The organism is uncultured Sunxiuqinia sp. (assembly GCF_947495665.1).
Classification (GTDB): Bacteria; Bacteroidota; Bacteroidia; order Bacteroidales; family Prolixibacteraceae; genus Sunxiuqinia; species Sunxiuqinia rutila.
The window spans coordinates 86,300-97,919 of record NZ_CANLZV010000001.1 but is presented as its reverse complement, the minus strand read 5'-3'; the positions used below and the strand labels follow the sequence as shown (position 1 = coordinate 97,919).

Below are 11,620 nucleotides of genomic sequence, written 5' to 3'. Positions count from 1 at the left end.
CTCTTTTATTTAATCGGTTCTACTAAATTTTCCAACACATGATTTCCCCGCTCTTCATCTGTTTCGAAATTGGCATTCAAGAAGTTGGGGAAGAAAAACAATTTCAACACAAAGAAAAGGATGAAGATTTTTATGAGGATGATCAGCCAGACTTGACGGCCCCATCGACTCATATTTTTAAATCCATCGTAATAAAAACGCCACAATCCGGGCCATTCGTTTTTCGACATAACGGCATTCTATTTTGTTCATCAAATGAATTACCTTTCGAAAATACCAAAAAGTCAAACAAGTTCCTATTCAATTCATTAAAGTGAAATCGTCCGCACATACTAATGACTTAAATACCTTTTTATCGTTAAATCAACAAAGCACTGTATGTTAAAAACTTAAAAGAACCGGTTGGCTAAAACATCAGCCAACTGGGTTTTAAACGAACTTATGATCTTTAAATAAAATTCCAAAACCAATCAGAGCCATTTGCTCCTCAAGCAAGCAATTGTCCGTTTTTTTTGCAACCTTTAAATCCGATCGGTGTTGTACTGATAAATTAAATCAACGACTAAAAACTTTTGCCTTGAAACAAGATCATCAAGCATGCATCCACTGCGGAGAAGATTGCGGACCAGCGCCAATTCAGTGGGAGGACAAATCCTTTTGTTGCCAGGGATGCCAAACCGTCTATCAGCTTCTGAATGACAACCAAATGGGGCAATATTATCAAATACAAACCGCCCCGGGAATCAAAATACAAACCGACCAGCTACCCGCTGATGATAAATTTGCCTACCTGGATTTAGAAGAAATTCAAAGCCGGCTGCTCGACTTTTCCGACGCGGGAGTTTCAAAGGTTCGTTTTTTCATTCCCTCCATCCATTGTGCTTCCTGCATCTGGCTGCTCGAAAACCTGAATACCCTTCACCGTGGCATCATTCAGTCCTCGGTCAATTTTCCCAAAAAGGAAGTGAGCATCACGTTTCGGGATGAAGAAATAGGTCTTCGCCAGCTGGTTGAACTGCTGGCCTCCATTCATTATGTGCCCGAAATCAGTCAACAATCGCTGGAAAAGACGGAAAAAGGAAAAAGCAGCAAAACCTTGCTCGTCAAAATTGGGATTGCCGGCTTCAGCTTCATGAACGCCATGATGTATCACTTTCCGCAGTATCTTCCCGGCAGCGAAAGCCTGGAAACCGGCTTTCGTGTTGTTTTCGGTTGGCTCAGTTTTCTGTTAAGCCTCCCCGTGCTTTTCTACTGTTCCAGCGACTACTTTTTGTCGGCCTACAAAAGCCTGCGCAAAAAAATTATCAGTATCGACTTGCCCATTGCCTTGGGACTGGTTACGCTATTTCTTCAAAGTTCCTATGAAATACTTACCGACCAGGGAATTGGCTACTTCGACTCACTAACCGGACTGGTTTTCTTCCTGCTCATTGGCAAATGGTACCAAAGCATTACTTACGAAGCACTCACTTTTGAGCGCGACTACAAATCGTACTTCCCGGTTGCGGTGACCAAAGTAAATGCGGACGGAAACACCACCATCCCCCTGAACGAGCTAAAGGCAGGCGACCGGATTCTGGTTCGCAACCAGGAGCTAATTCCGGCTGATGCCACCATTGAAAAAGGAAACGCCAACATTGACTACAGTTTTGTTACGGGTGAATCAATCCCCGTTAGTAAAAACCCGGGAGATTTTGTTTTCGCCGGAGGACGTCAGCAAGGCAGTGCCATTGAGCTCTTAGTTCAAAAAGAGGTGGAACAAAGCTATCTTACCCAACTTTGGAACCAGGAAGGCCAACAGCGTGCCAAAGAAGCTCCCATGGCCAATACGATTAACCAGGTCAGTCAGTATTTCACCGTCATTATCATTACCATCGCTTTAAGTGCAGCCATTTACTGGAACTTTTCCAACCCCGAAAAAGCACTTTTTGCCTTTACTTCGGTTCTGATTATTGCCTGCCCCTGTGCCTTGGCGCTCACCATTCCGTTTACTTTTGGTAGTACCATGCGCCAATTTGGCCGCAAGGGATTTTACCTGAAAAATGCAGAAGTCATTGAGAAACTATACCGGATCAAAACCATAGTTTTTGATAAAACCGGAACCATCACGCATGCCCAGTCTTCCCGCATTGAATTTAAGGGAGAAACTTTAACTGACGAACAGCAACAGCTGATCAAATCACTGGCATTTCACTCCACCCACCCCTTGAGCAAAACGATTTACGAATCGCTGGAAGAGCCTAAAACCCTGGAGGTAGCCGATTTCAAGGAAATTCCATCCCTGGGAATTACCGGCAAGGTGAACAACAAAACCATCACCATGGGCTCCAAATATTTTGTCACCGGAGACCAGTCGGGCGACAAGGAACTGAAAACACAGGTTTGGGTCTTTATCGAGAAACAGGTACTGGGCTATTTCCAGTTTGAGAACAGCTACCGTGAAGGACTTCAGGATACTATTTCAAACCTGGATTCCAGCTACGAGTTGCACTTGATTAGTGGCGACAACGAGTCGGAACGTGACAACCTGGTCCCCCTGTTTAAGGATCATGCCCGTCTTAATTTCAACCAGTCGCCCACCGACAAGCTCAACTACATTCAGCAACTTCAGCAAAACGGGCAGCCGGCCATGATGATTGGTGATGGGTTGAACGATGCTGGTGCCCTCAACGAAAGCCAGGTCGGGCTGGTGATTGCCGACAACATTTACAATTTCACGCCAGCCTGCGATGCGATTTTGCAAGCCGACAAGTTTGCTTCGTTGCACCGTTTTATCCAGTTTACAAAAACAAGTATGACCATTGTCCGGCTTGCTTTTTTAATCTCTTTCCTCTACAACATTGTCGGGATTTCGTTTGCTGTTCAGGGCAACTTGTCCCCTATTGTTGCAGCCATTCTAATGCCGCTAAGTTCGGTTACAGTCGTTGCTTTTGCCACGTTCTCGGTCAACCTGATGGTCAGGAAAAGAGGGCTTTAAGCTTATTGTTAAAAACTGTTCAAAAAAAATGCTTATTTTAGGAAACAAAGTTCACCCCGGCTTGTTGTTTGAAATTGATTTGTGGATACGTGTTGTGACCCGCAACAGTTAAGCAAAGAGAAAAAACTAAATCTTTAACTAAGACAAAAAGGTATGTCAGTAGTATTTGTATTAATTATTATTGGAATATTAGTGGCATCTGCTTTTCTCCTGGCTTTTATCTGGGCCGTGCGCAACGGCCAGTTTGACGATTCATACACTCCATCCGTCCGCATTTTATTTGATGATCCAACTCCAAAAGAAGAAAACGAAAGTGACTTGTCAACGGACAAGCCGCAAAAAAAGCAATCTAAATAAATCATAGCTATATGGAATTACAGAAGTTTACCTATGACAACAAGATTACACGCGATTTTGCTGTGGCAACAATGGTGTGGGGTGTTATAGGGATGTTGGTTGGCTTATTGGTGGCCCTGCAGATTTTCATTCCGGAAATGAATTTCAGCCTGGAATACACCACCTTCGGAAGAACAAGACCCGTGCATACCAATGCGGTCATTTTTGCTTTTGTAGGTAACGCCATTTTTACCGCCGTCTATTATTCAATGCCCCGCTTGCTCAAAACAAACATGTACAGCAAGCTCTTGGGGAAAATCCATTTCTGGGGATGGCAATTGATTATCATTGCCGGAGCCATTACCCTGCTTGCCGGGTACACCTCCGGAAAAGAATATGCCGAATTGGAGTGGCCCATCGACGTGGCAATCACCATAATTTGGGTAATCTTCGGAATCAACATGTTTGGCACCATTATCCAAAGACGGGTCAGCCACATTTACGTGGCCATTTGGTTTTACATTGCCACCTGGGTTACCGTAGCCGTGCTTCATGTTGTTAACTCCATCGAAATTCCATACAGTCTTTTAAAAAGTTACCCGGTTTATGCCGGTATTCAGGATGCCTTGGTACAATGGTGGTACGGACACAATGCCGTCGCCTTTTTCCTGACTACTCCTTTCCTAGGGCTGATGTACTACTTTGTGCCGAAAGCCGCAAACCGTCCGGTGTATTCATATAAGCTATCCATCGTCCACTTTTGGTCTCTCATTTTCATATACATATGGGCCGGACCGCACCACTTGCTTTACAGCTCGCTGCCAGACTGGCTTCAGGCATTGGGGACCACCTTCTCCATCATGCTGATTGCTCCAAGCTGGGGTGGAATGATGAACGGTCTGCTGACCTTGCGCGGTGCCTGGGATAAAGTGCGGCGAGACCCGGTTTTGAAGATGTTTGTGGTAGGAATTACCGCTTACGGGATGGCCACTTTTGAAGGCCCCATGCTGTCGTTGAAAACAGTGAATGCCATCAGCCACTTTACCGACTGGACAGTTGGACACGTTCATATTGGTGCACTGGGCTGGAACGGCATGCTCACTTTTGGAATGCTTTACTGGCTGATTCCCCGACTTTACAATACCAAACTCTACTCAACAAAACTGGCCAATGTCCATTTCTGGATTTCCACGCTGGCCATCATCTTCTACGCCGTACCGCTTTATATTGGTGGAATAACCCAGGCGTTGATGTGGAAAGAATTTACGCCGGAAGGTTTTCTGGCCTACCCCAACTTTCTGGAGACTGTAACCCAGTTAATCCCAATGTATGCCATTCGTGCCTTTGGAGGCGGCATGTACGTATTGGGGATGTTGCTTTTGATTTTCAACGTGGTGAAAACAGCCAAACAAGGTCAGTTGGTGAAAGAGGAAGAAGTGGAAGCTCCGGCACTGCAAACCCAGTCAGTGGGCAAAAAATCAACCGAAAGCTGGCACAGCTTTTTGGAGCGCAAGCCCATCCGGTTCCTGGTTTTTTCCACCATCGCTATCCTCATTGGTGGGATGTTCGAAATTATTCCAACGTACCTCATCAACTCCAATGTCCCCATCATTTCCAGTGTAAAACCCTACACGCCACTGGAATTGCAAGGACGTGATATTTACGTTCGTGAAGGCTGTTACAACTGTCACTCCCAGATGATCCGTCCTTTCCGTTCGGAAACAGAGCGCTACGGCGAATATTCCAAAGCCGGAGAGTTCATCTACGATCATCCATTCCAGTTCGGCTCCAAACGTACCGGGCCAGACCTGGCACGCGAAGGGGTGAAAACAGGAAGAATATACAAACCCAACGCCTGGCATTACAACCACTTCATCGATCCGCAAAAGATGAATGAAGAATCAATTATGCCCAAGTACCCTTGGCTGGCTGAAAAGGACATCAACCTGAAATCGACTGCTCCTAAAATCAGGGCCATGAAAAAGCTGGGTGTTCCCTACCCTGACAATTATGAGCATCAGGCCAATGACGACTTACTGAAGCAAGCCGAAGAGATTGCTCAAAACCTTCGCGAAGCCGGTATTGAAACCGAAAGCACCAAGGAAATCATTGCCTTGATTGCCTACATGCAGCGTTTGGGAACCGACATCATGAAACCCCAGGAAGAACCAGAAACGGAGGAGGAATAGGTCATGATAAAAGAACACTTACAAAGCATTATTGGAGTTGAACTCTACGCCATCATTGGCTTTCTGATCTTCTTTATATTTTTCATTCTGATCACTATTCATACGATCCGAATGGATAAACTGCGGGTTCGGAAACTTAGTGAGATTCCGCTGGAAGATGAATTCATTACGAACCAGGAGTAGCCTAAACTATTATTTAATCTTATGAGCACGATAGACGACAAAAAACAGGATCAGGCAAATTCGCAACACGAATATGATGACTTCACCAATGAAAAGTTACTTGCAGGGCATGAATTTGACGGAATACGGGAACTGGACAACCAGCTCCCCCCTTGGTTAAAATACTTGTTTTACGGCAGCATCATTTTTGCAGCTTCATACCTCACCCTGGTCTTCGTTTTTGAAGATGAGAATATCATTCAGGCCAAGGAATATCAAAATGAGATGGCCGCTTTTATTGAAGATGAGGAAGCTGCCGAAGAAGATGAAACGGCTGCTCCCGTCATTCGAACCCAAGAGGAAATTATGGCCAGCGGACAAGCTACTTTTTCGAAAATTTGTTCGGTTTGTCATGGCAAATTCGGAGAAGGCCTGGTTGGTCCCAACTTTACCGATGAATACTGGATTCATGGTGGATCGCGCGACAACATGCACGAGGTGATTACCACCGGAGTTATTGAAAAAGGGATGATCTCATACAAAAACATCCTGACAGAAAACCAAATTCAGGATGTTATTACTTACATTCAGAGTCTGCAAGGCACCAATCCGCCCAACCAGAAAGCACCGGAGGGCGAAAAATACGTGCCGGAGTCAGAAGAAGAAACTGCAAGTTAGTTTGGAGAATTAAAAAGGAGGCAACGATGAGTCCTGAAATGAAAAACGCAGACAAGCAACAGGCCAGCTTTCGCGACCAAATGCCAACAGTTGACAGCGAAGGAAAACGTGTTTGGCTTTTCCCCAAAATGCCCAAAGGCAAATTTTACAATTATCGTCGAATTGTTGCTTATACGCTGCTGCTGTTTTTTTACCTGGCCCCTCATCTGACCTTAAAAGGCGAACCGCTCATTTTGCTGAATTTCATTCAGCGCAAGTTCATTCTTTTTGGGAATACCTTTTACCCGCAAGATTTTCATTTGCTGGTCCTCTCGTTTATTACGCTGCTTGTTTTTGTCATCTTATTCACGGTAGTTTACGGGCGAATATTTTGTGGATGGGTCTGTCCGCAAACCGTTTTTATGGAGTTTTTGTACCGCCCCATTGAATACCTGATTGACGGGGACCGCCGCAAACAACAAGTGCTGGCCCAACAGGAAATGACCCCGGAAAAGTTTATCAAACGAATAATCAAACATGCCCTTTTTCTGTTCATTTCCTTCTGGACCATCCTCACCTTTTGGTCTTACCTGGTTGGCTATCCTGCAGTGCAGGCCTATTTTGGTCTACTGCCGGAAACCAGTATTACGCCCCTGATTGTCGTGCTGGCCTTTACCGGGATGCACTATTTTGTGTTTGCCTGGTTTCGCGAACAAGTTTGCACCCTGGTATGTCCCTACGGCCGTTTGCAAGGTGTAATGCTCGACAATAACTCCATCGTTGTTGCCTACGATTACATTCGTGGCGAACCGCGCGGACGGGGTCACAATGAAGATAAAGGCGACTGCATTGATTGCAAACGCTGTGTGGATGTGTGCCCTACCGGAATTGATATTCGTAATGGCACCCAAATGGAATGCATCAACTGTACGGCCTGTATTGATGCCTGCAACTCGGTTATGTACACCATCAACAAACCCAAAGGCTTAATCCGTTACGCTTCGGAACAATCCATTTCAGAAGGTAAAAAACATGTGCTTAACGTACGGGCTATTGCCTATTCGGTAGTGCTGGCTCTTTTACTGGGTGTGCTAAGCTATTCATTCATCACCCGGGGCGATATTGAGACAACCATCACCCGCATGCAAGGCAGCATGTTTCAGGAATATGGAGCCGATGCCTACAGCAACCTCTACAACGTGCAAATGCTGAATAAAACCAACCAGGCCGCTTCGGTTCAGCTTGAACTACTGGATCCTGAAGGTGAATTGAAAGTATTGGGCGATGAACTCAATGTCGACGTGGGCGAAGTTGCCAAACGCAACCTGATGATTATCCTGAAAAAGGAAGACGTGAAAAGCTCCAACACCCACTTAAGCATTGGGGTTTATGAAAATGGCGAGTTGATTGAAACGATCCGGACAACTTTTGTCGGACCAAATGCTTTGGACTATAAAAAATGAAACGCATATGAAACTAAAAATAAATTGGGGAACAGGAATTGCCATCGCGCTGCTGATTATGATGTCGGGTATGGTTTACCTGGTTTCGATTGCCGTCAGGCAAGATTATTACCTGGTAGAAGACGATTACTACCAAAAATCCGTTAATTATCAAGCACAAATTGACAAGATTCAAAATGTCAACAAACTGACCGAACGAGTGAAATTGGTTCAATCGGCCCATGCTGTTCAAATCAATTTTCCTCAACTATTCAAGCATGAACTGCTCGAGGGCACCATTCACTTTTACAGCCCAATGAGTGAAAATAATGACCTGAGCCTTCCCCTCAAGTTGGATGAGCAGCTGAGTCAATCCGTTTCAATCAAGAAACTGCCCAAAGGCCGATACATTGTCAAGCTGGATTGGACGGCCAATGAAAAGCCTTACTTTCAGGAACTGGAAATTCAAGTGCCATGATGTTTGATTTGATAACCCCGCTAACCATTGGACTAATCGGCAGTTTTCACTGTATTGGCATGTGTGGTCCTATTGCCGTAGCCCTGCCTTTAAAAAGCCACAAACCGACAGCTAAAGTTATGGGCAGCCTACTTTACAACTTGGGACGAACGCTGACCTACGCCGTTTTAGGTTTACTTTTCGGCTTATTGGGCCAAGGAATTCAGCTGGCCGGCTTCCAACAATGGACATCAATCCTGCTGGGGATTGTCATGATTTTAAGCGTACTTTTCCCTTATTTCTTTAAACAACGCATCAGCCTGAACAATCTATTTACAGGTTATGCCGGACGACTGATTTCAAAATTACGTCAGCTGTTTGCCAACCATTCGTTCCAATCGTTGTTTAGCATTGGCCTGCTCAATGGGCTACTTCCCTGCGGCTTGGTTTACGTGGCCATTGCCGGAGCCATCAACACCAACCAACTGTTCTCCGGAGCCTTGTTCATGGTTTTATTTGGTCTGGGTACCATCCCCATGATGCTGCTTTTATCGCTAACCGGAAACATGATTAGTGGACGCTTACGCACTGGCATGCGGCGCGTGGTTCCCTACTTTATTGTGCTGTTGGGAATTCTCTTCATTCTTCGTGGCTTGTCACTGGGCATTCCTTACGTGAGCCCCAAAGCCGAAAAACTGGTACCGGCAGAGCGGGTTATGGAAGAAAGCTGCTGTCATTGAATTAAATCAACAACCACCCCCTACAACCTGAGGTTGAACCCATTGAACTAAGAAACATAAAAGAAATACGGACTTGAAGCACGAGGTACCGTCTAAAATCAGAATAAAATAACGCATTTATCGCTTTTTTCATAAACATTCAGTAGTGGTTTTGGGTTTCTTATGGTGATAAAGTAAATCGGTCTTTCTATCTTGTAGAAAATCAAAAATCAAGAGGCTAAACTATATGAGGCTAATTCCTAAACAAGTGCTATTTTTTGTTGCGGCTTTAGTTTGTTTACAAATCAACTCCCTAGGGCAAATCAATCCTGCAACCAATGCTCAGAACAGTCCTGAAATTGGGGTAATTGAGCATTTAGACGACTACCTGCCGGAAGGCATTTATCTCACCGGATTGGATTCGCAGCGGGTGCTGCTTTCTGATTTAATTGACAAACCGACCATTTTAAACTTTGTTTACTACCGCTGTCCCGGCATTTGCAGTCCGCTTATGGAAGGGCTGGCTGAAGTGATGGATCGATCGGATTTGAAACCAAACGAAGATTACCAGGTACTCACCATCAGTTTCGATCCAACGGAAACCCTGGATTTGGCGCAACGCAAAAAGACCAACTACCTCAACCTGGTGAATAAAAAAGAAGCCATTGCCGCCGGCTGGAAATTTTTCATTTCTGATAGTGCCAGTATTGCAAAGGCGGTGCAGGCAGTAGGTTTTCAATACAAAAAAACAGGCAACGATTTTTTACATGCTGCCTCAGTCATGGTAATCAGTCCCGACGGGAAAATTACGCGCTACCTCAACGGGATTTATTTCCTGCCATTTGAATTTAAAATGGCTATTATCGAAGCCAACAAAGGGCAATCCGGCCCGACAATCAATAAAATATTGCAATTCTGTTATTCGTATGACCCGCAAGGACAAACCTATGTCTTAAATGTGACCAAAGTTGCCGGAACGGTCATCATCTTTTTTGCACTCGTTATTTTCCTGTTTTTGATACTCAAACCTAAACGAAAAGAAGTTTAACAAACGAACATTCCTATGCAAGCAAGTTCTAAAACCCCAAATGATGTAAGTTATTTAGAATACCAAGGCAAGCACAAAGGATTGTGGAAATGGATTTTATCCACCGACCACAAACGTATTGGCCTACTCTACCTGTATTCGATGATGACTTTATTTTTAGTTGGCGTCACCCTGGGATTGGCCATGAAGTTTGAGCTGATTGCTCCGGGTAAAACCATTATGGAAGCGAAAGATTACAATGCCGTCTTTACGGTCCATGGTGTGATTATGATCTTTATGATTGTGATTCCCGGACTGCCGGCTGTTTTTGGAAACTTTATGCTTCCCATCATGATTGGAGCTAAAGATGTGGCTTTTCCAAAGCTGAATTTATTATCCTGGTGGGTGTACATTGCCGGAGCCATTCTGGTCATTTCATCGGTTTTGTTTGGTGACGGATCGCCCGACACCGGCTGGACTTTTTACGCCCCCTACAGTTTCAAAACAGGATCGAACATGCTGCCGGCCATATTTGGAGCCTTTGTGCTAGGGTTCTCATCCATTTTGACCGGTCTGAACTTCATTGTAACCATTCACCGGATGCGTGCTCCCGGAATGACCTGGACGAAAATGCCCTTGTTTCCGTGGACCCTTTATGGCACGGCCTGGATCCAGTTGCTGGCTACTCCGGTTGTGGGGATTACCCTAGTACTAGTTGCACTCGAACGTATTTTCGGAATCGGCGTATTTGACCCCGCCTTGGGAGGTGACCCCATTTTGTACCAACACCTGTTCTGGATCTATTCGCACCCGGCTGTTTACGTGATGATTCTGCCTGCCATGGGAGCCATTTCGGAAATTATTCCGACCTTCTCGCAAAAGCATATTTTTGGCTATAAAGCCATTGTAGCTTCTACCCTTGCCATTGCTTTTGTCGGCTACTTTGTCTGGGGACATCACATGTTTACCTCCGGAATGAGCGGCACCGCCCAATATACCTTTTCCATTCTAACCTTTCTGGTTGCCATTCCCAGCGCCATCAAGGTTTTCAACTGGATCTCGACCATGTATAAAGGTTCGATCAACCTACAAACGCCTTTTTACTGGGCTGCCGGTTTCATCTTCGTTTTCATGATTGGTGGTTTGTCAGGACTGGTGGTTGGCGCACTGGCTACCAATGTGTATTTGCATGATACGGCTTTTGTGGTTGCTCACTTTCACTTCATCGTTTTTGGAGGTGTTGGGTTCTCTTTCTTTGGTGCCATTCATTATTGGTTTCCTAAAATGTTTGGACGGATGTACGACGCCACTTGGGCCAACATTGGCTGGTTGATTTTCACAACTGGTTTTCTGGCCTTGTATTCGCCCATGTTTTACCTTGGTATGCAGGGAATGCCGCGCCGGTATTACGATTATCTCGAAGAGTTTCACGCAGCCAACATCCTTTCTACACTTGGCTCGTGGGTAATGACTCTGGGCTTGATAATTATTCTGATCAACCTGTTCCGTTCAGCCAAAAGCGGCCCCATTGCCCCCAAGGATCCATGGAAAGGAAAAACACTGGAGTGGACCGTACCATCGCCACCGCCCTTGGAAAACTTTGATCAGATTCCTGAATATCACGAAAAAGACGGACCTTACGAATATCAATAAA

Annotated in this window: 11 protein-coding genes; 10 read left to right on the top strand and 1 reads right to left on the bottom strand. The window is 45.1% G+C overall.

Translation table 11 applies throughout. From position 1 onward, the window contains the following. Nucleotides 1–5: 5 nt before the first annotated feature. Nucleotides 6–230 carry a DUF4492 domain-containing protein gene (locus tag Q1A18_RS00405; protein ID WP_299576196.1) on the bottom strand — a complete coding sequence of 75 codons (225 nt, stop codon included), beginning with the start codon at nt 228–230 and terminating at the stop codon, nt 6–8. 347 nt (nt 231–577) lie between these two features. On the opposite strand from Q1A18_RS00405, the gene Q1A18_RS00400 reads away from it, so the two are divergent. The 10 genes from Q1A18_RS00400 (at nt 578) to Q1A18_RS00355 (ending at nt 11,619) form a co-directional block, all read left to right on the top strand. Next, complete coding sequence (locus Q1A18_RS00400; protein ID WP_299576194.1) at nt 578–2,977, top strand: heavy metal translocating P-type ATPase metal-binding domain-containing protein; 2,400 nt, start codon at nt 578–580, stop codon at nt 2,975–2,977. 153 nt (nt 2,978–3,130) lie between these two features. Next, on the top strand, nt 3,131–3,334 hold the full coding sequence (gene ccoS / locus Q1A18_RS00395) for a cbb3-type cytochrome oxidase assembly protein CcoS (protein ID WP_299576192.1): 204 nt from the start codon (nt 3,131–3,133) through the stop codon (nt 3,332–3,334). Nucleotides 3,335–3,345: 11 nt separating this feature from the next. Continuing rightward, entirely contained in the window at nt 3,346–5,502 is a 2,157-nt protein-coding gene (ccoN, locus tag Q1A18_RS00390; protein ID WP_299576190.1) for a cytochrome-c oxidase, cbb3-type subunit I, read from the top strand. 3 nt (nt 5,503–5,505) lie between these two features. Further along, a complete protein-coding gene (locus tag Q1A18_RS00385; RefSeq protein ID WP_299576189.1) occupies nt 5,506–5,685 on the top strand; it encodes a cbb3-type cytochrome c oxidase subunit 3 in 180 nt (59 codons plus the stop codon). A 21-nt stretch (nt 5,686–5,706) separates the two neighbouring features. After that, nucleotides 5,707–6,342 (top strand): cbb3-type cytochrome c oxidase N-terminal domain-containing protein, encoded by a 636-nt coding sequence (locus Q1A18_RS00380; protein WP_299576187.1) that lies wholly within the window; start codon nt 5,707–5,709, stop codon nt 6,340–6,342. A 26-nt stretch (nt 6,343–6,368) separates the two neighbouring features. Further along, nucleotides 6,369–7,784: a cytochrome c oxidase accessory protein CcoG gene (gene ccoG, locus Q1A18_RS00375; protein WP_299576185.1), complete on the top strand. Its 1,416-nt coding sequence runs from the start codon at nt 6,369–6,371 to the stop codon at nt 7,782–7,784. 7 nt (nt 7,785–7,791) lie between these two features. After that, nucleotides 7,792–8,241, top strand: a complete 450-nt coding sequence (locus tag Q1A18_RS00370; RefSeq protein ID WP_299576183.1) for a FixH family protein — start codon at nt 7,792–7,794, stop codon at nt 8,239–8,241. Further along, the gene (locus Q1A18_RS00365) at nt 8,238–8,960 is read left to right on the top strand and encodes a sulfite exporter TauE/SafE family protein (RefSeq protein ID WP_299576181.1); all 723 of its coding nucleotides are present in this window, start codon (nt 8,238–8,240) and stop codon (nt 8,958–8,960) included. Before Q1A18_RS00370 ends, Q1A18_RS00365 begins: the two co-directional genes overlap by 4 nt. Nucleotides 8,961–9,186: 226 nt before the next feature. After that, nucleotides 9,187–9,987: an SCO family protein gene (locus Q1A18_RS00360; protein WP_299576179.1), complete on the top strand. Its 801-nt coding sequence runs from the start codon at nt 9,187–9,189 to the stop codon at nt 9,985–9,987. A 15-nt stretch (nt 9,988–10,002) separates the two neighbouring features. Continuing rightward, on the top strand, nt 10,003–11,619 hold the full coding sequence (locus Q1A18_RS00355; protein ID WP_299576177.1) for a cbb3-type cytochrome c oxidase subunit I: 1,617 nt from the start codon (nt 10,003–10,005) through the stop codon (nt 11,617–11,619). Nucleotide 11,620: the final 1 nt, after the last annotated feature.

Bases quoted from the DNA above. Each gene is read 5' to 3' on its own strand.
- Q1A18_RS00380 (WP_299576187.1), top strand. From the start codon at position 5,707: ATGAGCACGATAGACGACAAAAAACAGGATCAGGCAAATTCGCAACAC.
- ccoS (WP_299576192.1), top strand. From the start codon at position 3,131: ATGTCAGTAGTATTTGTATTAATTATTATTGGAATATTAGTGGCATCT.
- Q1A18_RS00385 (WP_299576189.1), top strand. From the start codon at position 5,506: ATGATAAAAGAACACTTACAAAGCATTATTGGAGTTGAACTCTACGCC.
- Q1A18_RS00365 (WP_299576181.1), top strand. From the start codon at position 8,238: ATGATGTTTGATTTGATAACCCCGCTAACCATTGGACTAATCGGCAGT.
- Q1A18_RS00370 (WP_299576183.1), top strand. From the start codon at position 7,792: ATGAAACTAAAAATAAATTGGGGAACAGGAATTGCCATCGCGCTGCTG.
- ccoN (WP_299576190.1), top strand. From the start codon at position 3,346: ATGGAATTACAGAAGTTTACCTATGACAACAAGATTACACGCGATTTT.
- ccoG (WP_299576185.1), top strand. From the start codon at position 6,369: ATGAGTCCTGAAATGAAAAACGCAGACAAGCAACAGGCCAGCTTTCGC.
- Q1A18_RS00405 (WP_299576196.1), bottom strand. From the start codon at position 230: ATGTCGAAAAACGAATGGCCCGGATTGTGGCGTTTTTATTACGATGGA.
- Q1A18_RS00355 (WP_299576177.1), top strand. From the start codon at position 10,003: ATGCAAGCAAGTTCTAAAACCCCAAATGATGTAAGTTATTTAGAATAC.
- Q1A18_RS00360 (WP_299576179.1), top strand. From the start codon at position 9,187: ATGAGGCTAATTCCTAAACAAGTGCTATTTTTTGTTGCGGCTTTAGTT.